The organism is Gabonibacter chumensis (assembly GCF_024741215.1).
GTDB classification, from domain to species: Bacteria; Bacteroidota; Bacteroidia; order Bacteroidales; family Marinifilaceae; genus Gabonibacter; species Gabonibacter massiliensis.
Map to the genome: position 1 here is coordinate 271,051 of NZ_JANSKB010000002.1, position 23,311 is coordinate 294,361.

General features: G+C 41.3%; 21 protein-coding genes. 5 read left to right on the top strand and 16 right to left on the bottom strand.

The features are described 5' to 3' along the window. Positions 1-18: 18 nt before the first annotated feature. The 12 genes from NVS78_RS07790 to NVS78_RS07845 all read right to left on the bottom strand — a co-directional run bounded on the left by NVS78_RS07790 (position 19) and on the right by NVS78_RS07845 (position 13,860). A complete protein-coding gene (locus tag NVS78_RS07790; protein ID WP_286358682.1) occupies positions 19-852 on the bottom strand; it encodes a PepSY-like domain-containing protein in 834 nt (277 codons plus the stop codon). A 41-nt stretch (positions 853-893) separates the two neighbouring features. After that, positions 894-1,334 carry a PepSY-like domain-containing protein gene (locus NVS78_RS07795; protein WP_286358683.1) on the bottom strand — a complete coding sequence of 147 codons (441 nt, stop codon included), beginning with the start codon at positions 1,332-1,334 and terminating at the stop codon, positions 894-896. A gap of 117 nt (positions 1,335-1,451) precedes the next feature. Next, on the bottom strand, positions 1,452-2,723 hold the full coding sequence (locus tag NVS78_RS07800) for a sensor histidine kinase (protein ID WP_286358684.1): 1,272 nt from the start codon (positions 2,721-2,723) through the stop codon (positions 1,452-1,454). Next, positions 2,720-3,409 carry a response regulator transcription factor gene (locus NVS78_RS07805; RefSeq protein WP_286358685.1) on the bottom strand — a complete coding sequence of 230 codons (690 nt, stop codon included), beginning with the start codon at positions 3,407-3,409 and terminating at the stop codon, positions 2,720-2,722. The genes NVS78_RS07800 and NVS78_RS07805 overlap by 4 nt, the downstream gene beginning before the upstream one ends. 169 nt (positions 3,410-3,578) lie before the next feature. Next, positions 3,579-4,100 carry a hypothetical protein gene (locus NVS78_RS07810; protein WP_286358686.1) on the bottom strand — a complete coding sequence of 174 codons (522 nt, stop codon included), beginning with the start codon at positions 4,098-4,100 and terminating at the stop codon, positions 3,579-3,581. A gap of 23 nt (positions 4,101-4,123) precedes the next feature. Beyond that, positions 4,124-5,335 (bottom strand): DUF4857 domain-containing protein, encoded by a 1,212-nt coding sequence (locus NVS78_RS07815; RefSeq protein WP_286358687.1) that lies wholly within the window; start codon positions 5,333-5,335, stop codon positions 4,124-4,126. 17 nt (positions 5,336-5,352) lie between these two features. Beyond that, on the bottom strand, positions 5,353-6,036 hold the full coding sequence (locus NVS78_RS07820; RefSeq protein WP_286358688.1) for a hypothetical protein: 684 nt from the start codon (positions 6,034-6,036) through the stop codon (positions 5,353-5,355). Continuing rightward, positions 6,029-6,916, bottom strand: coding sequence for an ABC transporter ATP-binding protein (locus tag NVS78_RS07825; RefSeq protein WP_286358689.1), 888 nt, complete (start codon positions 6,914-6,916; stop codon positions 6,029-6,031). Before NVS78_RS07825 ends, NVS78_RS07820 begins: the two co-directional genes overlap by 8 nt. A gap of 10 nt (positions 6,917-6,926) precedes the next feature. Continuing rightward, positions 6,927-8,450, bottom strand: a complete 1,524-nt coding sequence (locus NVS78_RS07830) for a DUF6850 family outer membrane beta-barrel protein (RefSeq protein WP_286358690.1) — start codon at positions 8,448-8,450, stop codon at positions 6,927-6,929. A gap of 9 nt (positions 8,451-8,459) precedes the next feature. Further along, positions 8,460-9,668, bottom strand: a complete 1,209-nt coding sequence (locus NVS78_RS07835; RefSeq protein WP_286358691.1) for a DUF4876 domain-containing protein — start codon at positions 9,666-9,668, stop codon at positions 8,460-8,462. A 380-nt stretch (positions 9,669-10,048) separates the two neighbouring features. Beyond that, entirely contained in the window at positions 10,049-12,832 is a 2,784-nt protein-coding gene (locus tag NVS78_RS07840) for a TonB-dependent receptor (RefSeq protein WP_286358692.1), read from the bottom strand. A 182-nt stretch (positions 12,833-13,014) separates the two neighbouring features. Beyond that, positions 13,015-13,860, bottom strand: coding sequence for a PepSY-like domain-containing protein (locus NVS78_RS07845; RefSeq protein WP_286358693.1), 846 nt, complete (start codon positions 13,858-13,860; stop codon positions 13,015-13,017). 225 nt (positions 13,861-14,085) lie between these two features. Here NVS78_RS07845 and NVS78_RS07850 point away from each other — a divergent pair, with 225 nt between their 5' ends. From NVS78_RS07850 to NVS78_RS07860, 3 genes are all read left to right on the top strand, one after another. Then, complete coding sequence (locus NVS78_RS07850) at positions 14,086-14,352, top strand: TIGR03905 family TSCPD domain-containing protein (RefSeq protein WP_286358694.1); 267 nt, start codon at positions 14,086-14,088, stop codon at positions 14,350-14,352. Between the two features lie 118 nt (positions 14,353-14,470). Continuing rightward, the gene (locus NVS78_RS07855; RefSeq protein ID WP_154665525.1) at positions 14,471-14,629 is read left to right on the top strand and encodes a hypothetical protein; all 159 of its coding nucleotides are present in this window, start codon (positions 14,471-14,473) and stop codon (positions 14,627-14,629) included. Between the two features lie 264 nt (positions 14,630-14,893). Then, complete coding sequence (locus NVS78_RS07860; RefSeq protein ID WP_286358695.1) at positions 14,894-15,508, top strand: porin family protein; 615 nt, start codon at positions 14,894-14,896, stop codon at positions 15,506-15,508. Positions 15,509-15,555: 47 nt separating this feature from the next. Here NVS78_RS07860 and NVS78_RS07865 read toward each other — a convergent pair whose 3' ends face one another. The 3 genes from NVS78_RS07865 to purB are packed head-to-tail and all read right to left on the bottom strand — an operon-like array spanning position 15,556 to position 19,639. Further along, entirely contained in the window at positions 15,556-16,431 is an 876-nt protein-coding gene (locus NVS78_RS07865; protein WP_286358696.1) for an NADPH-dependent 7-cyano-7-deazaguanine reductase QueF, read from the bottom strand. A gap of 2 nt (positions 16,432-16,433) precedes the next feature. Continuing rightward, positions 16,434-18,257 (bottom strand): ABC transporter ATP-binding protein, encoded by a 1,824-nt coding sequence (locus NVS78_RS07870; RefSeq protein WP_286358697.1) that lies wholly within the window; start codon positions 18,255-18,257, stop codon positions 16,434-16,436. Between the two features lie 44 nt (positions 18,258-18,301). Then, positions 18,302-19,639: an adenylosuccinate lyase gene (gene purB, locus NVS78_RS07875; protein ID WP_286358698.1), complete on the bottom strand. Its 1,338-nt coding sequence runs from the start codon at positions 19,637-19,639 to the stop codon at positions 18,302-18,304. A 156-nt stretch (positions 19,640-19,795) separates the two neighbouring features. Between purB and NVS78_RS07880 the strand changes: the two genes are divergently transcribed. Beyond that, entirely contained in the window at positions 19,796-20,590 is a 795-nt protein-coding gene (locus NVS78_RS07880) for an EI24 domain-containing protein (RefSeq protein WP_286358699.1), read from the top strand. 25 nt (positions 20,591-20,615) lie between these two features. Beyond that, the gene (locus tag NVS78_RS07885) at positions 20,616-22,004 is read left to right on the top strand and encodes an NfeD family protein (RefSeq protein WP_434802126.1); all 1,389 of its coding nucleotides are present in this window, start codon (positions 20,616-20,618) and stop codon (positions 22,002-22,004) included. 355 nt (positions 22,005-22,359) lie between these two features. Here the strand turns inward: NVS78_RS07885 and NVS78_RS07890 are convergent, their stop codons facing one another. Next, positions 22,360-23,310, bottom strand: coding sequence for a 3-oxoacyl-ACP synthase III family protein (locus tag NVS78_RS07890; RefSeq protein WP_286358701.1), 951 nt, complete (start codon positions 23,308-23,310; stop codon positions 22,360-22,362). Between the last annotated feature and the right edge of the window lies 1 nt (position 23,311).

The following is a 23,311-nucleotide window of genomic DNA, read 5'->3' on the forward strand; positions in this document are numbered from 1 at the left end:
CCTAATCACTAAATCTTTTTATAGGATATTTCCCTTGGAGTCCACCACGACTTGAATCTCTTCTTTCCCTTTTTCCAGTTCAAAAAGATAAACGTTCGTGCCGTTTGCTCTCTCTTCGTAATCGATATCATCTATAAGATAATCGGCATAGCGGGAACGGATCAGGGTTAATATATCAGCCGGTACTTCATTTTCCCGAATATCCCAGGTCGTGAGTTGCCATTTGTTGTCTTTGGCCGCGAATATTACCTCTTTTTTCCGATTGTTATCCCATATTTCTACTTCGATAAAACCGAGCTCGATTTCCATATCGATGATAGATGCGTTATCGTAGGTTTGATTGATAAAGTTTTTTATCTCTTCGGGGAGGGAGGTCGGCAGGTAATTATCGGAATCGTTATCCGGTACGGCTTTGAACAGGTTCCCGTCTTCCGTGTAATAGAGATCCATCTCCTGATTTCCTTGTTCTACCTCTATTACGTAAATGGTTTCCATGTCTGCTCTTTCCACTTTATCCACATCTTCTTTTCTCCACTGGGCATATTCGCTGGCGTTGAAACTTGTCTTCACTGCTTCCGGTAAACTCTCAAACGGGATATCGCTTTCGGTCATGTACCATATTCCGGATGAATTGATCCATGTTTCGGTTTTGATTCCGTTATTACGGAATTCGGCGACATTGTAATTGTTTTTTATCTCCCATTCGACGTATTGAGCATTGGGGTATTTAGAGTTGAACGTACTGATAACTTTTTCATTCGGCCGGTAGTTGTTATCATCATCCTTGTCACAACTCGTGGCGGTTAATGTTGTAGCCAACAATAGAATTAAAATAATGAATCTTGTTTTCATAATGTTATTTTTAATGATTTGCTTATTATTTATTTGCTTATTTAATCATCGAAACGCAGAAACTTTTCATTTTTGTCGAATTTCAGTTCCGCTCCGTTGAGTAATTGGATTTCGTAACCTTTATCCTCTTTTTTTATGGAAACGATTGTTTGGTCTTTAAAATTTGTTTTTACATACTGGTAAATTTTTTTCGGAATGATATCGACAGGAACGGGTTGTCTTTGACAATCCACCTCCGTCCATCTTCCTTTGTAATCGAATTCCAGGTCGAAACCATCCGTTAAAATAACTTCGTATTTTTTCCATAACCAGATTCCGTCCTCTTCTTCCATGTGCGAAATATCGGACCGGGGGAAATGCTTCTTTATGAAATTTCGAACTTTTACCGGCAGAGCATTCGTGTCGTTTACTATTTTGTCATTGTAAGCATAGGTTCCGGTAAACCATAGGATACAGATGAGAAATGCAATAATTTTTTTCATATCTTTTGCTTTTAATTTTGATACAAAAAAACAATTGAATTTGGGAAAGATTTGGGAAAAACGTGTTTTTCCAATTTTTTTTTGGATAAACGGTCATTTATTGTTTCAACTATAATTTTAGCGAGGCCATTGTAACTTGAAATGGTGTTTACCGTCGTATCGATACGAAACTTGAATACGGTAAAGGGTTGCGATAGATTTAATAATGGATAACCCTAATCCTGTGGATCCTGTTTTTTTACGCCCGGAATAAAACCGCGTGAAAATTTTTTCCCGGTCTAAAGGTCCGTCCGCATCTTCATTGGTGAACCGTATGCTGTTATCGGTTATGGAGATTATTATCTCACTTTTTTCGGGAGAGTGCAGAAAGGCGTTTTTTAGCAAATTGGTGATGAGTGTGGTGGCTAATGATTCGTTCATGGGACGGATTAGTTCAGCCTCTTCGTTTACGTTTGTCCGGATAAATTTATTCGCGTAGATTTCGGAAAAATCTTCTATTATATCTTGAATCAAGGTGTTGAAACGGACCTCTTTCTCTTCATGAAATTGCCCGTTTTCGATACGTGAAAGTAATAAAAGCGATTTATTCAATTTTACACTTCGTCCGATATTCTTTTGTATCTCCTCTATTTCTTGCAGCATCTCTTCATTGCCTTCTGTTTTTTCTGCCAACATCTCTAATTTGTTCTGACATATGGCCAATGGGGTTTGTAGCTCATGAGAGGCATTTTCAATGAATTGTCTTTGTTGTGCATAGAGTTCTTCGTTTCGGCGAGTCATCTTTTCGATGGTAGTGTTCAGTTGTTTGAACTCTTTGATTTTAGTCTGATTGTCTAAAGGTTTGCAGTTCATTCCCAGGGTGAAGGTATCCAACCACTTCAATAATTTGTGGAGAGGGCGTAGGCTCTTGCGAAAAACGATCTCCGTAACGATAAGGATCGTAATCAATAGAGAGACGTATAGAATAATGATCCATTGAATCATGGCTTCGATCATGTCGTCCTGCTCCAAAGTCGAGATCATGATTGTCAGTTCATAATAACGGTTGTCTTTGGATTTGAAAGAAGTTTTGAGAACCCTTACCGGATCGTCTTCGAGTTCTACTTCGTAAAAGCGAGTCGAATTGAAATAGTGCTCCTTGTAGTTTTTAGCCTCTTTCGGGGATATTTCCCGAATGGAATAATGAGTCATCACGTCCTTATGCTCGCCGGTTACGACTCCGTTTCGAAGGGATTGTTTAATGATCAGTTCCTTTGTGTTTTCGAGGGTATCGTCTGTTTCATCCATGATTTCGTCTAAAATATTCAGATAGAACAGGTAAGCCCATACGGAAAGGATTACAATCAATAGGACAGAAAGGCGAGCGAGCGTGTGGTGAAGTAATTTCATAGTTCTTCCGGGTGAGTGATTAGTTTGTAACCGAATCCATAAATAGCTTTTATTTCGGGTATCGCTCCGGCATGTTTCATTTTCTTGCGTAGGTTTTTCACCTGTGAATAGATAAAATCCAAACTGTCTGCCTGATCGATACGATCGCCCCATACGGATTCGGCTAAGGTGGTCTTGTTGATCAACCGATCGGGGTTGGTCACGAAATAGTAGAGCAGATCGAACTCTTTCCGGTTTAAAGTCAGCTCCGAACCGTTGACCTGAACGGTATGCTGATCGGGGTACACGTTTAAATTTGCCAGTTCTATGCCTATATTCCCGTCTTGTTGATTGCGACGGATGACCGATTTAACTCGCGCATTGAGTTCTGCCAGATGAAAAGGTTTGGCTAAATAGTCGTCGGCTCCGAGATCCAATCCGGTAACTTTGTCTTCTATGGAATCCTTGGCCGATATGATAATAACGCTTTCTCTTTTCTTGTTTTTCTTTAGCTCTTCGAGTAAAGTAAGTCCGTTTCCATCCGGCAGCATGATATCTAACAATATGCAGTCGTAATCGTAATCATTGATTTTTAATAATGCGGAATGGAAATCCGGAGCCTGTTCCACGACAAAACGCTCTTTTTCCAACGATTTTGTCATGACTTCCCGTAAATTCTCTTCGTCTTCAATAATTAAGATTTTCATGGTATCCGATATATTATTTGAACAAAAATAGTGAAATATTCTGGAAAGAAACTGGAAGGGAAGAGGTGTAAATCAAAAAAGATTCTGTGAGTATGACGAATAATCATTCAATTATTACATCACTTAATCACAGAATCCTCGAATCACCGGGTCCCCTAATCGGATGAGTCTATTTTACGATTTCGTAATCAATACCTTGAAGGTAGTAGATGGAGTAAAAATCTTTATTGTTTTTTTTCATCCATTCCCGCATCTGGGTAATGTTGTTGTTTTCTGAGTCGCAGTGTTCTCCCTCTTCCTCTCTTTCCTTGATCTTTTTTTCCCAATTGTCGATGTATTCCTGAGAGAGACGTTGTTCTTTCACCATACCGGTAACCCGTATTTCAGAGCCGACCAACTCTTTGTTAAAGCCTTTGATATTACCGGAGGCTTCTACCCGGAGGGTCGTTTCTCCGCTCGGATTGGTAATGAAGCAACGGCGTCCGGAGTTACTACAAGTATGTTTTACCTTTCCCTGTAGAATAATGGTGTCGTTTACTTTTTGTTCCGCAACTTGCAGCAGACTATCTACATTTAAGCTCTTTTTTTGTACGATTGCCGTCTCTTTTTTTGTTTTCTGATTCTCTTTGCAGGATGTTAGAGAATAAAACAGTGTTCCTGCCAAAATTAGAATAGTGATTGTTTTTACCATATAGATTATTTTTAAAGTGAATATTATTCTTTTTCGTAATTCAATACTACGGTAGCTATGAATCCGGCGATTCCCGTGACGAGAACGATACCAGCATATCCGTATTTTTGTTTGGACGTTTGTTTTCGGTATCCGATCAAGACCAAAACAGCCAAGATCAGATTTAATCCTAATGATTTAAAATTGTATGATGAGACACGGGGATAAATATAGGCTGAATCGCTTTGTTGAAACTGAATGGTGAACGGAAAGAGGTAGGAATGAATCTTATCCCAGGTAGATAGGATGGCCGGACGGAAAAGATGGTCTACCTGTTCCATTGTCTGGTTTCTTAAGGCGTATACGGATTCTCCTTCCTTCGTCTCTTTCGCTACATTCCAATAGAGGGGATTGGCCATGATGGATATCCGGTCTTGTTGCGGGTTCACGCCCTCCAGAATTTTAACCAATCGATACTGATCTGTTGAAAGGTAATAGAAATTGTGGTTTGTGTCGAACAGGAATCCGTACATACTTCGATTTTCCACGTCGATTGGAAGCATAGCCAGCACCTGTATGGAGTCTCCTGCTTTGGTGTCCTTTACAAAAGGTTTTCCGTTTACCATTTTGATATGAAAGAGCTGGTTTTGATCATCCAGTACGAAGTAGCCTTCATCGTAATTTTTTCGATTATTCGGAATCCCGCTTACCCAACGGGCAGGAAATACGAAACCGTTTTTTTCGAGGGCTTGCTGGAAATAATCCGATTTCTCTTTGTTTACCCGGTTGCTCTTGATATCAATGAATTCTATCCTGTTTTTCAGGCGGAACATATCATCCGGATTCTCGATATTTACCTTGCCGGAAAAGGATTCGAACATAGGATACAAGGCGATGACCGGGGTATGGATATCTTTAGGTCTGTACCGGAAGAAAAAGGTATTCCGGGAAATCGTGGGTATGTCGACGGCCACCCCTTCGATGGAGTCGGGTAATGTCTTATCCATGGCTAATTGCCGATAGTAGAAGAGCGGAAGAACCCTGTCGAACTCTTTGTCCGAGTAAGTGTTCCCGTCCGTGTCCCGTCTTCTTACCTGATCGTTTTCCATATCAAGAAAACAGAATTTATGAATGACGGAACTATAATAGGTAAACGGATAGCGGGAGACAGAATCGGTTGCTATCTGGAATAGAGCGGGAATGATCCATGATAGAAGAACGATACATAGTCCGATATAAATGAGTTTTATTTTCATGTCGTGTTATTGGTATTTTATTGTAAACCGGTTTTAAAACGCCTGATCGAAATCCGAGGGAGAAAAGATAGGATAACCAGACTCCCTGTTAGGAGAGGAAACAGATACAAATAGGCCCAGGGGCTCTCTTCTATAAGAAACAGAGAGAGCAGTAACAAACCGATAATCGTATTTCCTAAACGTCTTTCCCATGTGGGCTCAAGAATGATCCAGGCTGTCAGCAGGTAGGCGGCAAATCCGCCCAGGATTTGCGGTAAAATGGTCCCGAACCATGCCCATACGATCTCTTCCGGAAAATGAAAGGATAATCCCGACAAAAACAAAAAATAGGGAATGAGAAACAGGATGAATAATGTACTTAGGCCGTATCCTAACATGACAAAAAGTATCCGGTTTTCACTTAAAGGCAGATGCAGGGTCAGTTTCAAACGTTTTTTTACCATTTCCGGAATGTATTGGGCTAAACCGACCGTGATACCTGCCAATAAAGGAAAGTATCTCAATTGATTCAATAAAACTACGTTTTTAACGATGAAAACTTCCCACAGGTGAGCCATTCCCACGTTTCGGACAGCACTGTTCAGCCGTAGGGTAATATATCCCATGGCCAGCATAAAGACCGTTAATAAAAGAAATAATACCCAACGGGTTTTTATCCATTCTTTGAAAAGTAGAGCTTTATTCATGTTTTTTTTATTCATATTTTCCTGTTAAACCGATAAAGGCATCTTCTAAGGAGAGTACATCTTCCGTTAAGTTGTGAATTGTCCCTCCGTCCGATTCTAAAATATTTCGTACTTCTTCGGCAGATTCGAAAGAGTAGGTTTCCCAATGGTCCACGATAAATTCCGTATGCCATAAGGAGGGGTGATAGGGAGGGAGTATCTCTTTTTCGAGTACGAACCGAAAACGGTGAAAGCCTTGCAAAATCTCTTTCGTACTTTTGTGAATCAGTAGTTTACCGTAGTCTAAGATCATGCAATCGTCGATCAGCATCTCCATATCCTGGATGATATGGGAAGTCAGAAATATAGTTTTGTCTCCGCGGGAAGCAAATTCTTTCAGGTACTCCACGAACAGGCGACGGTATCCCGGGTCCAATCCCATGGAGAAATCGTCTAAGATCAACAATTCAGGGTCTTGGGCAAATAGAAGTCCCAGGGCGACCTGCGAGCGTTGTCCGCATGACATATGATTTATTTTTTGATGGGGAACCACTTTTAATAAATGCATCAATTCGTAGAAAGCCTCCTGTTTCCAATGGGGGAAAAAGGCCCTATAATATTTTTCGATCTGTTCGATCGTAAAATAGGAGTGCAGGATATGTCCTTCCAATAACAATCCTATTTTAGCTTTTGTGGCAGGAGTAATTTGTTTCATATCCTCTCCGAGCAGGAAACACTCTCCCGATCGGGGTTTCAGGTAACCGTTCAAAATATTTATAATCGTTGTTTTTCCCGTGCCGTTTTTCCCCAAGAGACCGAGAACCTTTCCTTTTTCGACTTCGAAATTTAAGTTCCGATAGATTAATTTTTCTCCGTAATAATGTGTAATATTTTTACATTCAATAACTTTTTCCATGTATAATACTTTAAAAAGTGAGTCCTCCCTTTATCTGTACACCATCGTTGTGGATGGAATTAGCGTGGAAGTGCTTGCTGTATTGCAGGGAAATAAATATACCTTTATCTCCGGCAATGGGATGATCCCAACGTATGGAGGTCGAACCGTTTTTTCCATTACCTGACAGATTGGAATAGTTGATTTGTAGTGGGTAAAGCATTTTTTGTTTTTCTTCAATCTCCGTCTGTTGCAGATCGGAGTTATAGGTGTAGTTGTATTCTCCTTCCAAATGAAATTGGAAGATGGATTTTTTGTATATGGCAGATAACCGGAATTCCACTCCTCCCGAGAGGAGACAGAGTTTCATCAAGCGATGCGGATCCGCGTATTTTATCTCCGTGTTATTCATCCCCAAACGGGGTAAGATAAACCATTGGTAACGCTTGCTTTGAGAAAGTTTGCCGTATGTCGCTTCCAGTGCTGCGTGATAGTTTTGGAGGGTGAATTGTTTGGCTTCTCCGATTTGAGGATAGATATTACTGGCTGCATCTCCGAATAGGTTCTCGATTCCTTTTTTCGATAATAGCTTCCCTTGGAGTTTGACTCCCCATTCCCGGTATTCCCGTTTGAATCGGTATCCTATTTCGATTGCTGCTTTGTTTTCGTTCAGCTGATTGAGAGGTAGTTCATTCAGGTCCGAGATGATTTTCTCGAAGGTAAAATAATCGTAGGAAGTCGTGATAAAGATTCCTTGTTTCGTTTTAGGAAATAGAGATAGACTGATCCCGTATCCCCAGCCCTTATAGTAAGAATTGGTATTGTTGCCCGAGAAACGGTTGTAATCCATACCTAAACCACTGGCGTGTAATATTTTAATGCCTCCTAATTCACTAAAAAACTTGATGAGGTTTGTTTGCTTGTACTTTCTTGCATGTAGTGCAAATCCCCCCGAATAATGGGATTTTGTTTTAAAAGTAATACCCGCGGAAACGTTCAGGTCCGAAGTCGTGTTTTTCGGTCGCGGATCTACCCGACGAAACTCCATCAGTGCCCGATAATCGGCATAGATTCCCCATGTTATTTTTCGAGTTTCTTGGGCATAGCCTCCCGCAAAGAAATATTCTTCGTAATTGAGATTTCCTCCTAATGTATCGGCTGAAATATAAGGATATACAATGTCCAGATCAGAACTCTCGTTGTAAGTGATTTCTTTTTTCTCACCGGTATAGAAATGAGCATCCCCCCATACCTTGCTGTTCTTTTTTAAGGAGAGATAAGAGGAGGCGTTAAAGATGAAGCTTTCATCTCCATTCCCCTTTTGAAGTATAAGCGGTTTATTGGCTTTTTCGTGTTTCCATCCTAAACTGAGTTCAGAAAAGGTTATATTCCTGAAATAATAATTTATGGCCGGATTACGATATATTTGTGATACAAAGTCCTCTCCGGGAGAATAATATATTCGAATACGTTCCGTTTGGGGAATAGAATCCTCTGCCCATCCTGTAAGATAGCAAGTGAGTAAGATTAGAATAAAACTTAAACGAGAGCTCATGTTTATCTGTTAATTCTTTTTTAATGTCGGTGTAGCTTTGGCTTCGAAATCGTTGGTCGAATTATTCGTATCCTTTAGAATCTTTCTTCCGTCCGAGGTTGTGCTTAGCGTTTTTCGTTTGATACTTTTTCCGTATCTGTCATTATCGTTTTTGATTTCGGCACAATAGGTCCATCCCATATCTAAATTCGGAGCCGTGACATTCCATACGTATTGGGACACGTTACTTACGTTAACGGCGTCGATGATCCATTCGTTCGGAATTTTATAGGCGCTGTTACTCATGGGATAGGTTCCACTGGGCAATACCATTGTATAGTTGTAATCATATTTATAATCCTTCAGGAAAGTCTCCTTCTCTACTCCCAATCGACCGATGGCATATGCTTTTAGACCTTGCTTATGCATGGTCCAGATCGTTTTCGAGATGCAGTAGATCTTTTCCATATTCGGTACAGGAGTATCCACGTCGTTTGTACCCTCGTCAAACCATTCGAAATCGGCATTACTCAGATCGAATGAATTGGGGTTCGTTTGTGAATGATTTTTACCGATATCGCAGATCAGAACCGATTCTCCGGGATTTACAGGATGTTCGTTTCCACTTCCCGGAATTTTATAAACTGCCGTAACTGCAAAATGAGTGGACATGATATCCGGATCGTATTCGTATTTCGTTGAGGTCAGGAAAGCTGATTCCAGGATAACCAGACCGTCGGCATAGAGAATAGTATCGGAATTATTATAGATCTTGATGTATTGATCTCCGTCGTATACATCTCCTTCCGGTGTGATATTTCCGACAAAAAATACCTCTTCTATCACGAAGTTTGCTTTTTCGTTGTGGAGAAATAGAGGAAGAATTGTTTGGTTCGTTTCCCCGGTAATGTGAACCGATTCTTTGTAGCCTTTTACCGTGCCTTCCGTTACTTTCTGATCCAACGTATATTGGATTTTACCCTCGACGGAAACGGTATATAGGCCTTCCGATAATGAAAGGGTGACTTTATTATCGGTAAATTCGGTTGCTGTTGTAGTACGGTTCGTATTTATGTTTTTAAAGGTAGCACTTAGATTTGATAATTCGGTGTCTTTCAGATCTGTTGGTGCTTGTAGTGTTAACGTGTAAGTGGTTACTACATTTTTGATGTTGTCTTTCTCGCATCCCGTGATGATTAAGGTGATGAGAGTAAAAAGGTAAATTAATTTGTTTGTCATCGTATTTGTTTTTGTTTTATTTACTGTTTCATGTTGAGTGTTCTAACTATAAAGTTGACCTTGCAGGTTAAAATCTTTACATTTTTTTTGCCCATAACGTTATAATTGATTTTTTATTCTATTTGAAACAATATTAGTTGTAGTCTAATAATGGCGTATTTTTCAATTCTGATTGACTTACAATTGTAGCCTGAAGTGAGTTGTAAAGATCCCTTATACCGTAAGTGTCTAAAATAATAGGTTTACTTCGGTCTCTTTTATTGAGTATTTTCATCGAGGAATCTGAATTATTGAAAGTCTCAATTCCATTTTTGTCGCAAGAAAAGCATAAAAAAAGAATAACGGTTAAGTAAATAAGCGTTTGTTTCATAATACTTTATTTAAAGTTTGATATTTAATTCCATTCCGAAATAAGGAGAAACATTTCGACGTACTTTAATTCCGTTAGAGGTATAATCCGGTGTATAGTCCAACATCTTGTTCACGAAAAGGGCTAACCTGACTTTTTCCTTGAAAGTCTTGGTCGCTTTGAAATTGACGTGAAAGTAGAGCGGTTCCGTCTGTTTTTTCCACAATATATCGTTATAGTTGACAATTAGCCACTGACGTTCGGCGTGAGTTTTGTCCGCTTCGGTATAGTCATGTTCAACTCCTTGTATATCGACGTATTTTACGGGGATTCCGTTTTGTTTCATATTCCGTTGATTAGAAAACCACATACATTGTACGGAGGTGGCAAAACTGAGTCCCAACGAGGGTAGATAGGTGTCGAAAGTAAAATTGGTATTCAGTTGTTGTTTGTTATATCCGCTGTCGTCTTTATAGAGTCCGACGTAGGGAAGTTCTTTTCCCCCGAGGATTATCGACGGTTTGCTGTATATGGGCTGGCTATTTCGGTAGATGGATTTGAACCAGGCTCCGTTTATCGTTATTTTGGTTTGGATAAAAGGGATTCGTTGAGAAGAGTATTGAAACTCGATACCCTCTTTGCGTATGGTACTTCCGTTGGTTGTAATATTGTAAGATGATATAACGGTATCAAGTATGTAGCTTACTTTATTCAAATCCGGGGGCCCTTGTAACTGGGACGCATCGACCGAATTGTTGTCGTATTTTTTATATTCGAACGTACGAAACCGGGATGAATTCCGGAAACCTGAATTTAATTGTTCGTGAAAATAGGTGACGGATAATAAATGTTGTCGGTAGGAGAGGTCTGTACGTAATTCTATCTTTTTATTTCGGGCCGGTTTCAGTTCATAATTCGTGGGATCTATTTTATAAGTCCGGATGTTTATTCGTCTGAAACTTTCGTTCGTGTGGTAATAGTTGAATTGAATGAAGTCTCTGTATATCAGGTTCGGGTACAGATCTGTCAGTACCGGTACTTTGGTGTGCCATCCGATTCCTCCCGCTATTTGGATTTTTAAAGCCTCTTCTTTGACAAAGAAAAAGGGGAGGCTCCATAAAATATTGATTCTCGGATCCCAGTACACTTTGCCGTGCATTTTATAGGTACTTTTCAAGTTTAACGAAGAGAGGGAGCGAATACCGGCCGAGATCGTAAAATCATGTTTTTTAAAGGGTATGTAAAGAACGTCCTCGATAAAAAATGAAAGTTCATGTCCGGCGGGGATATCTTTGTACGGGCGGGGTCTTGAGCTCATCGAAGGGTAGAGAGGTTGTGCAAGATCATAAACTTGTCCCCGACCCAGATTTTTGTCCATGCTCCATTCGCTCCCGGCTTTTATGTTATGCGTAACCCGGTAAGTGGAAAGTTGAAAATTACCCGTTACTTTGGCGTACGCGTTTATCGGTTGTCCGTCTACCAGTAAACGGGCCGTATATTGATAGGGAAGAAATACCCCGTCGTATTCGCCTTCTTCGTCGTGGATGGGGATAGGAGTATCCCGGTTTAAAGAGACGAATTTGGTTTGCTTGATTTGGTCTTTCTGATAGCTCACGGCTGTTAGCAGGGAAAATGAACGGAGAAAAAGGTTTCTTTTCGTTTTCCATTCTATCTGATTGGAGACAGCCATGCGATTATAGGTGGATTTATACCGGTCCACTTTCTGATAACTGATGTCCGGATCGCTTTTTTGGTTATCGAAAGATCCCCCGTAGTCCAAGTTTAAGTTATAATTGACTTCCTGGGAGGTGTTTTTCCATTGTTTATAGATTCGCAAGGAGGTGGTAAATCTCTTGTAGTTTTCCAGGTTATTCCGGGGATCGGGTTTGGCATTCAGGTAATCGATTCCTATATTGAAATTCCAATTATTGGGGGTGGAAAGACCTTTTCCGACATAAAACAGCTTACTGCTCGGATCCGCTTTAAAACGGGCTTCCCAAGGGGTATTTCCCGATTTACGTGTTATTTTGATCAGTCCGCTGGTCAGGTCTCCGTATTCTACGGAGGGAATACCCCGTATGACTTGCACCGTTTCAATATCGTCAGTAGGAATGGTTCGCATATCGACGCCTTTCCCGGTGATGTTGAGATTGTAACTCTTTTCGCCTTGGGAGCTTCCTGCCACGTATTGCATATTGGCATCCGTGCTTATGGGAACCCCGTCGATCATAAAAGAAGTTCCCAACGAAGAGGTATTATATTGTTCGGAAGAAATGCCTACTTCCCTGAGTCCGATTAGATTTATTTTTCCCAGGGAAGGATCTTGGGACATATGTCCGGGTATCAATGACAGAATATCCGAGAAACTGGAAGGTTGTAACAGTTCCATGGCTTTGCGATCTATCCGGGAAGAACTTGTCAATCCCCTCGATTCGGAAGCCGTGACTATGATATCTTTTAATTGCGTTGCGGTGGGAGTCAGGAAGAGGGTCAGGGATGTGTCTCTGTCCAGCACAAGAGAAAGGACCAGCTTTTGATAACCTATGAACGAGATGTGAAGCTGGTATTCTCCTTGTGGGATGTTTTTTAACCGGGACATACCTTTGGTATCCGTTATCGTGGAGAATTGTCTTTTACGAATTGAGTCCTGAAGGGATACCGTGGCAAATTCCAATTTTTCGTTTGTCCGCGCATCTGTTACCGTCAGTTGCAAACTAAACTCACCACTGTCTTTTTGTGCGAAAGACAGCAGTGAGAAAAAATGTACATGCAGAAGTAACAAAAACACCTTAATAAACCATAATCTATGAATCATCCTATGTACTACTTTTAGTATGGACAAAAATAGACCGGATCTAAAAGGCAGGCAATCGCTATTTGTGGGGATTATGATAGGTACGAATCCCTATTTATTGGGATAAAAAATATTCCGGAAGATATGTTGTCATCCCCCGGAATACATGAAAGGTTTTTTACTAAAGTCAGTAGTATTTGAATTTATCGTTTAGGTATATTTGAAATAACTTCGCCATTTGCCGCATTGAGCGTGAGCTTGATTTCATTATTCCCTTTTTCCAGCTCGAATATATAAACTTCAGAACCGTTATTTCTCTGTTGAAAGTAGATGTCGTCTATCCGGTAATCTTTATAACCCACTTTTTGCAGGGTATTCATGACAGATGCCGGGACGCTGTTTTTACGAACCTCCCAGGTTGTGGTTTGCCATTGATCCTGAACATTGAACACTACCTCTTTTTTTATGTTGCTGTCAAATATTTCCACCTCGAGCATGCCTTTTTCCCGGTCTATTTCAACGATCGTCGCTTGAGGATATTTTTGTTGAATAAAGGTTAAAACAGCTTGAGGGAGAGTATCCGGTAAATGCTCCTTCATGCTGTGGGACATTCTCTTCAAAAGTATTCCGTTTTCAGTATAATAAAGATCGATCTCTTCTTCTCCTTTTTCAATTTCCAAGATATAGATTGTCTCCATGCCCGCTCTTTCGATCTTTTTTACATCCTCTGTTTTCCAGGTAGCGTATTCGCTTGTAACAAAATTGGTTTTGATTATTTCCGGCAATAAGTTATAAGCAAGTTCGCTTTGGGTCATTTGCCATTCTCCTTCTTGAGTAAACCAGGCTTCGGTCTCTATATTCCCTAAGTTAAACTCGGCGATATAGTAGTTGTATTTCGTTTCCCATTCCACGTGTCTGGCATCGGGATATTTTGCATTAAATGCTTTAACTATTTTCGGGTCAGGTACACGGTGTTTATCGTATGTGGTATTTGCCGCGGCTATCATGGTAGCCATAAAAACGATTATAAGCGATAATGTTGTTTTCATATTTTTTTCTGTTTATGTTTTTATATGTTTTACTGTAATGGTTGTAAAAAGTTGCTTTTTCTGCTTTTTTTAAGAAGGATTAATTCATCGTGATGGGAACAAGGCATGCGGATTTACCCCGAACATTTTTCGGTTTTGCTTTTTTGACCTTCAACAATCAATTGGATTGCTTTTGTTCTTCGAGACATAAATTATATTTTTGTCTCGTTAATAACGAATGGTTGTATGAAAAGAGAGATTCATTTTATTCCTTCTGCTGAGGTTTGTTCGAAGGAGATTCGTGTTGAATTGGAAGATGATAGAATTACTCGCGTGTGTTTTACTGGAGGATGCCACGGAAACACACAGGGAATAGCTGCTTTGTTGTGCGGAATGCAGAGGGAGGAAGCTATTCGGAGGTTGCGGGGAATATGTTGTAAGCAGAAAACGACATCCTGTCCGGATCAATTGGCAAAGGCTTTGCAGGAGATAAATCCGGTAAATGGTATTTAACAGTTTTAAGATATATCCAAGAAATAATTTGGATAAATAAAAATATTGTTATATATTTACTGGAAAGAAAGGAGCGGAGCGAGAGATGGATATTTGATATACTTAATTCGAAAAGACTATGAAATTAAAAGGAAATCAAATGTTTATCGTGATCTTTTTGCTGATCGTCATTACGGGTATCGTTGTTTACACTTGGATGGGATGGGCCGAGATGGTTTGCGGGTTCTGTCACGCGGTACGGGAAGTTTTGGCATCCGGTAAAATGATTGGTTTATAACATCGAAGTGAAGAGAGACTTCTACCGGATAAATCGGGTTGAGGAGTTAAACAGGAAAAAGTTCATCGCGTTTCCTGAAAAATAATAATTATGATCTCCTTTTTTTCATGTTCTGTTTTATTGACTTAAACGGTTTTCTGAACAGTAAATTTTAGTTGGCCTGTTTTTTGTTTGGATAATTTTATATATTTGCAACGCTTATTCATGTGTTTATTGCATAAGTAATTGATATTCAGAATAATAAACCAAACAAATTATTAAAAAATGAAAAAATCAGTATTGATGTTGATGGTAGCGGTTATGTTGTGTGGTACAGTAAACGCTCAAAGTTTGTTTAAGTCAAGAGTGGAAGGTGTTACAGGAACTGAATTCTATTTCGGACCGAAATTCGGCTTTAATCTGTCTAATGTCCATAATTCTGAAATGGATAATAAATTCAGTTTTCATGTAGGAGCGTTCGCGGAGTTTAAATTCAATGACTTTTTCGGTTTACAACCCGAGTTATTGTACTCCAGGCAAGGAGCTCGCGATAAGGTTGAGGGAGTAAAAATAAAATCAAGATTAAATTATTTGAATATCCCGGTGTTAGCAAAATTCTACGTGTTGGAAGCTCTCAGTATCGATTGCGGTCCTCAATTGGATCTCGTGTTGAACGGAAAGTATGTGGCTAAGCAAGGAGGAACTACCGTGAAAGAGAAAATCCGGAAATTAAATACGGTCGGACTGACCTTTGCTCTCGGAGCTACTTACCATTTCGATATGGGATTGATGGTATCGGCCCGTTATAATTTAGGGTTGAGCAACGCGATAGATAAAGATACGTTTGGAGATAACAACCAGAATAGATTGTTTCAACTCTCTGCCGGTTGGAGATTTTAATCGAGAACGAGATAAACAGGAAAACCGATCCGTCGAGATCGGTTTTTTTATTGCCTCAGATTTCTTCGGGTCAATATTTCCGAAGAGTGCAAATACAAGGGAAGATACTCTTTTCTATTGGCCCGGGAGGGGCATATGTCTATGCCTCCGCGACGAGTATATAAACAACTGACGGAAAGTATTTCCGGATGAAACAGGTCCCACAGGCGTTTATAGGTCATCTCGCATATCTCTTCGTGAAAATGATTCTCGTTTCGTAAAGAGACGATGTATTTCAACAGGGAAACGGGAGAGGGCAGTTGTTGCGCCTTTATCCAGACGTACAAGGTTCCCCAGTCCGGTTGTTTGGTAATCTTACAGTTGCTTCTTAACAGATCGCTATATACTTTTATCTCTCCTCCGGGTTGGATCGCCTGTCGAAGCGAGGCTGGAGCCTCGTTGTATTCCGTAAACTCTGTCTCCTGATTTAACGGAATTTTTTCCAGTAAAGTATAACCTTCAAAATCAAACGGTATACAATCAGGAAATTTTTCATGAAAACAGACTTGAACGGAGGTGTTCAACAATTCTTGCAGATCGGATTGAACCGTTTGAGTAAATAACCTGATCCCCTCGGAAACGGTCTCTCCCAAACGAGCCATATTAAAGGAGTTCAAGTAGAGCTTCAGGGACTTGCTCTCCACCAATTTTTTGCTGGTAGAAGGGTATACGATTTTAAGCACACCACAAACGGGAAGTCCTTTTCGGGTGATGAAACCTGCTTCATAAGCATGCCAAGTATCGTAACCGCAAAAAAGTTCTTCCGGTTGACGAATGTCATACATTTCCCGGTTTAAGCTACGAGGAACGGGGACGAGTATCGACGGACAGTAATCCGTGGGATAAGCGACCTGTTGCCCCAGCACTTTGGCTTCAATTTCCATGATCAGAAATTTTGCATGTTGTATAGTTTGGCGTATACGCCGTTTAGGGCGAGCAATTCTTCATGGCGTCCCCGCTCTACGATCTCTCCCTCGTGGAATACGCAGATCAGATCTGCATTTCTGATCGTGGAGAGCCTGTGGGCAATAACAATAGATGTTCTGTTTTTCATCAGGTTATCTAACGCATCCTGAACCAATTTCTCCGATTCCGTGTCTAAAGCCGAAGTCGCTTCGTCCAGAATCATGATCGGAGGATTTTTCAGAACGGCTCGCGCAATGCTTAACCGTTGCCGTTGACCTCCGCTTAGTTTACATCCCCGGTCCCCGATTACGGTTTGATAACCTTGCTCGGTTTGTAAGATGAAATCGTGAGCATTGGCTATACGGGCGGCGTTTTCTATCTCTTCTTGCGTAGCCTGTTCCACCCCGAAAGCGATATTATTGTATATCGTATCGTTAAACAGAATAGGGTCTTGGTTGACATTTCCCATTAATTCCCTCAGGTTGTGAAACGTCAGATCGCGAATATCGATGCCGTCGATAGTTATGGCTCCGTTATTGACATCATAGAATCGGGGCAATAAATCCACGAATGTACTTTTCCCCGAACCGGATTGACCGACGAGGGCAACCGTTTTGCCTTTGGGGATGCAGACATTGATATTTTTCAGTACCTGTTTGCTATCATTGTAAGAAAAATGGACTTGTTTGTATTCTATACTCGTTTGGAACTCTTCCAGCCGTTGCGGTTCTGCCGGTTCTTGAATAGAGGGTTGAGTGTCCAGGATCATATCGATTCGGTCCATGGCGGCCAAACCTTTTTGTACGCTGTAATAGGCGTTCGTTAAATTTTTAGCCGGATTTATGATGGAGTAGAATAAGGCGATATAGGCGATAAAGGCTTCTGCATCTAAGGCTCCCCGGTGCTCTAATACCAATGATCCCCCGAACCAAAGGACGATAACAATGACAATGGTACCTAAAAATTCGCTGACCGGATGGGCTAACGACCGGCGGCGCATCAACCGGTTTTGGATGCGACGGTAGGACTCGTTCTCTTCCGAGAATTTGCTTTTCATTTTTTTCTCTGCACTGAAGGCCTTGATGATACGTAATCCCGATAAGGTCTCTTCCATTAATGATAATATTTCTCCCATTTTGTTTTGTCCTTCCCAGGAGTGACGCTTGAGATTCTTACCGATTTTACCGATCAATCCTCCCATGATAGGGAGTAAAACAAAGACAAATAGAGTCAATTGCCAACTCATGATCAGCATGGTTGTTAGGTATACTATAATCAGAATGGGACTTTGAAAAAGCATATCCAAAGAGCTCATCACGGAAGCTTCCACCTCTTGCACGTCTCCCGTCATACGGGAGATGATATCCCCTTTACGTTCTTCCGAGAAAAAAGGCAGAGGCAGGGATAATATTTTGCTGTAAATTTTACGGCGAATGTCTCTCACGACACCGTTTCGGATATAGATCAATTCGTAGGCTGCCAAATAAGCAAATCCGGTTTTTAGAGCAGTCGCTATTACGGCGAGAAGACCGACAAAAATCAAGGTCGTCGAAGGGCCGAAGGCGTGTTTGATTTGCGTGATATAATAATAGAAATTATTACTGACGGCCTCTTTGGTGAGCGCATACGGAACAAGCTCGTGTACGTCCTTTTGATTGTCGAAAATAATTCCCAATACCGGCATAAGCATAGCGATAGCCAGACTACCGAAAAGGGCATGCAGGAAATTGAAAAGAATACTTTTAGTCAGCTTCAGTTTATAGGGAGGAATAAACCTTTTGAATATAGTGAGTAGATCGTGCATAATTACGGAGTTATATATTACCGGATTCAATCCGGTAATATGATTCAGATTCCTGTATAATTCGAAGGAGTGATTCGTTTTAGCTTCTCTTTCAATTCCGGAGATACCTCTAAGGTATCGATAAATTCGGCAATCGATTGTTGTGTCACCTTACTATTCGTTCGCGTCAGGGTTTTCAGTGTTTCATAAGGGTTCGGATAGGCTTCGCGGCGCAAAATCGTTTGTATGGCTTCAGCAACGACCGCCCAGTTTTCCTCCAGATCGGCTTCTATGGCCGTCTGGTTGATAATCAGTTTGTTCAATCCTTTAAGGGTGGATTTGAACGCGATAACCGTGTGGGCTAACGGAACACCGATATTCCGAAGGACGGTGGAGTCGGTCAGGTCCCGTTGTAAACGGGAAATCGGTAATTTATTGCTCAGGTGATCCAGTATGGCGTTGGAGATTCCCAGATTCCCTTCCGAATTTTCAAAATCGATAGGATTCACCTTATGAGGCATGGCCGACGATCCGACTTCTCCTGCTTTTATGCGTTGTTTGAAATAAGCCATAGAGATATAGGTCCAGAAATCCCGGTCCAGATCAATGACGATATTATTGAGTCGTCTCAAATTATCGCACACGGCAGCGAAATTATCGTAGTTTGAAATTTGAGTTGTATATTGTTCTCTTTCTATTTTCAATTTTCTGGTCAGGAATGAATTGCCGAACTCCGTCCAATTGATTTCGGGGTAAGCGATGTGGTGGGCATTGAAATTGCCGGTAGCTCCTCCGAATTTTCCCGAACAAGCGATTTTTTTCAGCAGATCCAGTTGTTTGGTCAGACGATAAACAAATACTTTGATCTCTTTTCCCAAACGGGTAGGAGATGCCGGTTGACCGTGCGTTTTGGCTAACATGGGAATCTCTTTCCACTCTTCGGACAGCTCTTCCAGTTTGGCGATCAGTTCGTCAATCAAAGGATAATAAATATCGTGTACGGCGTCCCTGAATGAACAGGGAACGGCGGTATTGTTAATGTCCTGGGAGGTCAATCCGAAGTGAATGAATTCTTTATAATGTTGTAAATGGAGTTCATCGAATTTGGATTTGATAAAGTACTCCACGGCTTTCACGTCGTGATTGGTTACTTTCTCGATCTCTTTGATTTGTTCCGCGTCTTTAACGGTAAAATTAAGGTATATCTCTTTTAGATTATCGAATAACGTGTGATCAAAGTCTTTTAATTGGGGAAGAGGGAGTTCGCATAAAGCGATGAAATATTCGATCTCGACCATTACTCTGTAGCGAATTAAAGCGCTTTCAGAAAAATAGTTTGCCAATCCTTCTACTTTATCTCTATATCTTCCGTCAATAGGTGAAATCGCTGTTAATGATTGCATAGTATAATTTATTTTTTAAATGAACACATCTGTAATGGAATTGAGGAAAAACTCTTGAATGCAAAAGTATAAAAAAATGGGAATTGTTGCTTGAAAATAGAGAATAATCAAAAAAATAGCATAGATTTACGGTAGTTTTTTAAGGATTTTGAGCGTATGGCTTTTTTTCAAGGGTTATGGTTCGGTATAAAAAGTTACGGCGAAGCGGGACGTATATTATTTAGCCGTCCGTTCCGTTGGTTTATGGTTTTTCCTTTGGTAGCGGCCTTTGTTTTATTTCTTATCGGAAACTATTTTGCGGTCTCTTGGGGGGAGAGTTTATCTGATGTTGTACAACGGCAAGTTACCGCTTGGATTGCCGGAATTTCCTGGTTGGACTGGTTGAACAAAGGGGTCGGTTTTATCATTCGCTTTTTGATCCGGGTGTTCTATTTCTTTTTGTTTGCTGTCTGGGGAGGGTATATCGTCATGGTAGTGATGTCTCCGGTGTATTCCTGGTTATCGGAACGTGTCGAGTCCCGCCTTTCCGGAGTTCGTTATTCTTTTAGCTTTAAACAATTGCTATGGGAAATCGGGAGGGGAATATGGGTTGCCGTGAGGTGCATGTTGTTTCAAACCGTGTTGATGCTCTTTTTGTTTTTCGGGTCGTTTCTTCCCGTGATCGGTTTGGTTACTCCCGTTTTGACCTTCATCGTGTCCGCTTATTTTTATGGTTTTGCCTTTATGGATTACGCGATTGAGCGGAAGCGTTTCAAGGTAAGAGAGAGTATGTGTTATATGAGACAAAATGCCGGGGTCGTTATCGGGATCGGGGCTATTTTTGCATTATCGTTGGCGATTCCTTTTTTACGGGTGCTCGCTTGCAGTATAGTTTCTATGTTTTCCGTGGTTGCAGGGACCGTTGTGGTTGAAGAGTATATAAATACTGGAAATCGAATAAAAGGCAGGTAGCCTATTTTGAAATTTATAATAATAAATGATGAGAAAATTCGTATTGATTATCGGTTTGTTGTGTTGGTTCTTTTCCGGTATGGCAGAAGAAAAGAAGAGTATCATTTTTAAAGTGGATATAAAGGATGAGATCGGGCCGGGTGTATGGCGGTTGGTAAAGCGTTCCTACGAAGAGGCGGACAAAGCGAATGCCGATCATATGTTGATACACATGAACACCTATGGCGGAATGGTTGTTTATGCCGATTCGCTGCGGAGCCTGATACTGAATGATAAGCGTCCGAGCTGGGTTTTTATAGATAATAATGCGGCTTCGGCTGGAGCTTTGATTGCGTTGGCTTGCGACCGGATATACATGCGGGAAGGTGCTAATATCGGGGCAGCTACGGTTGTAAATCAAACGGGGGAGGCTATGCCCGATAAGTATCAGTCTTATATGCGTTCCATGATTCGTTCAACGGCTCAGGCACACGGTATGGATACGATTGTGAACGGAGGGGATACGGTCGTGCGTTGGAAACGGGATCCCCGGATCGCGGAAGCTATGGTGGACGAACGGATTGCGATAAAGGGGGTAACCGATAGCGGTAAGATTGTGACTTTTACTCCTCACGAGGCGATAAGATTCGGTTTTTGCGACGGGATTGCGGAGAGCGTAAGCGAGGTCGTTAGGAGCGAGGGAATATCCGATTACGAGATAAAGGAGTATCACGCGACGGGAATGGACAAATTGATCGGTTTTCTGATTCATCCGATCGTGCAGGGTATTCTGATTATGATCATTATCGGAGGAATCTATTTCGAATTGCAGACTCCGGGAGTCGGTTTCCCTTTGGTAGCGGCTTTGACGGCCTGTGTACTCTATTTTGCTCCTTTGTATTTGGAGGGATTTGCCAATAACATCGAACTGATCCTGTTCGTGGTCGGGGTGATCCTGCTTTTGACTGAGATTTTTGTCATTCCCGGGTTCGGAGTTACCGGAATATCGGGGATCGTCTGCATAATAGCCTCTTTGGTATTGGCCGGGATCGATGACGTATCATTTGATTTTTTCCATGATTTCATTCGTGCGATTATTCGTTCCATCTTTTTTGTCATAAGCTGTTCTTTGATCTCCTTGTTCGGTAGTATATGGTTGAGTCGTAAATTATTTGCTTCCCGGAGGTTGGGATGGTCTTTACAGGCCGAAGAGACGACGGATTCCGGGTTTGTCGGGGTGGATATGACGGCGAAACAGGAGTTGGGTAAGGAGGGCATAGCCGAAACCGATTTGCGTCCGGCGGGTAAGGTGTCTGTCGACGGTGAGCAATACGATGCAGTTTCCAATTTGGGGATGTATATCCCTAAGGGGAACCGGGTAAAGGTCGTAAAATACCAGGCAGGACAGCTTTACGTGGAGTCGGTGAAAGAATAAATTTTCCTTGTCTTTTTTTATTTTCACATCATACTGTTTCAATCCTTCGCGAGTCATGAAGATAATTGAAAATAATACCGGAAATTAATTTTTTTATATCTAAAACGGATAACCGATGAAAACGAATCGGCAAGAACATCCGTTTTAGATGCTGTGTTGGATGATGAAGCGGGAGTTTTTGTTTGTTGCGACAGCTTATTTTCGATCGTCGATACTTTATTGAAATTTGCGAAGAGGAATTCGATAATGGAGGAGATAATCCGTAGTTTTACTCCTTTAAGAAAAGCTCTGAATTGAAATACAAAAACGAGGTTCTACGGAAACCTCGTTTTTTTTTGATTAACGGTATTTAAAATCAAAATTGCAGTAAAACGGCACCGCAGGAGTATCCTCCGCCGAAAACGGTAAGGGCGACGAGATCACCGGTTTGAACCCGGTGCAGGTTTTGGGACAGGGCGATGGCGCAGCTCGGACATCCCGTGTTACCGATCTCTTCTATATTGGAGAGGATACGCTCTTCAGGAAAATCTATTTGACGGGCGATGCTATTCATGATCCGTTTATTGGCCTGATGGGGAGAGATAAAAGCCAGATCGCTTATCTTCTTTCCCTGGCTGGATACTATCTCTTGGAGAGACTCTATCATATAATGGCAGGCGTTGATGAACACGTCTCTTCCTTCCGGCATGCCGATGCCCCCGTGCCGGGGCCGGAGGTAAACGGCCGTGTCGGCTTTGCTTATATCTCCCATACCGCAGGTATATATATTCAATATCTTTGCATCTTTCCGGTTATAATTATTGGGGGAGATGGCGATGGCAACGGCTCCGTCTCCCCAAAGATGACCGCTTTGAGGACAGTTTTCGTTACTATATGCCGTGTTGTGCTCGGAAGCGATAATCAGGGCCTTGGATGCTTTCTTCATGGCGAAGTAGCCTTCTGCTATTTCCATAGCGTTGATAAAAGAGGAACAAGCGGCAGTAACGCTTAGACACCTGGCATTGTGTATTTTAAATTCCCTCTGTACCATATGGGCTGCTGTGGCTACCGTATCATAGGGTGAATACGTGGCGGCAACGATCAGGTCGACCTCTTCAATCGAGTAAGGAAGGGTTCGTTGTAGGTTCCTGACGGCTTCAATCGCCATGGTGTTCGTGTTCTCCTCCGCGTTTGCCTTGCTTCGGTTTTTTATCCCTGTTCGAGTATAAATCCACTCGTCGTCCAAACCGTTTACAGGTTTGAAATAAGAGTTGGGAACTCTTTCCGTAGGTATATAATGTGCAAAATTGTTGATAAATAATTCCATG

Excerpts from the sequence above, each read along its gene's own strand:
- NVS78_RS07790 (WP_286358682.1), bottom strand. The coding sequence starts at position 852 with ATGAAAACAAGATTCATTATTTTAATTCTATTGTTGGCTACAACATTA.
- NVS78_RS07795 (WP_286358683.1), bottom strand. The coding sequence starts at position 1,334 with ATGAAAAAAATTATTGCATTTCTCATCTGTATCCTATGGTTTACCGGA.
- NVS78_RS07800 (WP_286358684.1), bottom strand. The coding sequence starts at position 2,723 with ATGAAATTACTTCACCACACGCTCGCTCGCCTTTCTGTCCTATTGATT.
- NVS78_RS07805 (WP_286358685.1), bottom strand. The coding sequence starts at position 3,409 with ATGAAAATCTTAATTATTGAAGACGAAGAGAATTTACGGGAAGTCATG.
- NVS78_RS07810 (WP_286358686.1), bottom strand. The coding sequence starts at position 4,100 with ATGGTAAAAACAATCACTATTCTAATTTTGGCAGGAACACTGTTTTAT.
- NVS78_RS07815 (WP_286358687.1), bottom strand. The coding sequence starts at position 5,335 with ATGAAAATAAAACTCATTTATATCGGACTATGTATCGTTCTTCTATCA.
- NVS78_RS07820 (WP_286358688.1), bottom strand. The coding sequence starts at position 6,036 with ATGAATAAAAAAAACATGAATAAAGCTCTACTTTTCAAAGAATGGATA.
- NVS78_RS07825 (WP_286358689.1), bottom strand. The coding sequence starts at position 6,916 with ATGGAAAAAGTTATTGAATGTAAAAATATTACACATTATTACGGAGAA.
- NVS78_RS07830 (WP_286358690.1), bottom strand. The coding sequence starts at position 8,450 with ATGAGCTCTCGTTTAAGTTTTATTCTAATCTTACTCACTTGCTATCTT.
- NVS78_RS07835 (WP_286358691.1), bottom strand. The coding sequence starts at position 9,668 with ATGACAAACAAATTAATTTACCTTTTTACTCTCATCACCTTAATCATC.
- NVS78_RS07840 (WP_286358692.1), bottom strand. The coding sequence starts at position 12,832 with ATGATTCATAGATTATGGTTTATTAAGGTGTTTTTGTTACTTCTGCAT.
- NVS78_RS07845 (WP_286358693.1), bottom strand. The coding sequence starts at position 13,860 with ATGAAAACAACATTATCGCTTATAATCGTTTTTATGGCTACCATGATA.
- NVS78_RS07850 (WP_286358694.1), top strand. The coding sequence starts at position 14,086 with ATGAAAAGAGAGATTCATTTTATTCCTTCTGCTGAGGTTTGTTCGAAG.
- NVS78_RS07855 (WP_154665525.1), top strand. The coding sequence starts at position 14,471 with ATGAAATTAAAAGGAAATCAAATGTTTATCGTGATCTTTTTGCTGATC.
- NVS78_RS07860 (WP_286358695.1), top strand. The coding sequence starts at position 14,894 with ATGAAAAAATCAGTATTGATGTTGATGGTAGCGGTTATGTTGTGTGGT.
- NVS78_RS07865 (WP_286358696.1), bottom strand. The coding sequence starts at position 16,431 with ATGGAAATTGAAGCCAAAGTGCTGGGGCAACAGGTCGCTTATCCCACG.
- NVS78_RS07870 (WP_286358697.1), bottom strand. The coding sequence starts at position 18,257 with ATGCACGATCTACTCACTATATTCAAAAGGTTTATTCCTCCCTATAAA.
- purB (WP_286358698.1), bottom strand. The coding sequence starts at position 19,639 with ATGCAATCATTAACAGCGATTTCACCTATTGACGGAAGATATAGAGAT.
- NVS78_RS07880 (WP_286358699.1), top strand. The coding sequence starts at position 19,796 with ATGGCTTTTTTTCAAGGGTTATGGTTCGGTATAAAAAGTTACGGCGAA.
- NVS78_RS07885 (WP_434802126.1), top strand. The coding sequence starts at position 20,616 with ATGATGAGAAAATTCGTATTGATTATCGGTTTGTTGTGTTGGTTCTTT.
- NVS78_RS07890 (WP_286358701.1), bottom strand. The coding sequence starts at position 23,310 with ATGGAATTATTTATCAACAATTTTGCACATTATATACCTACGGAAAGA.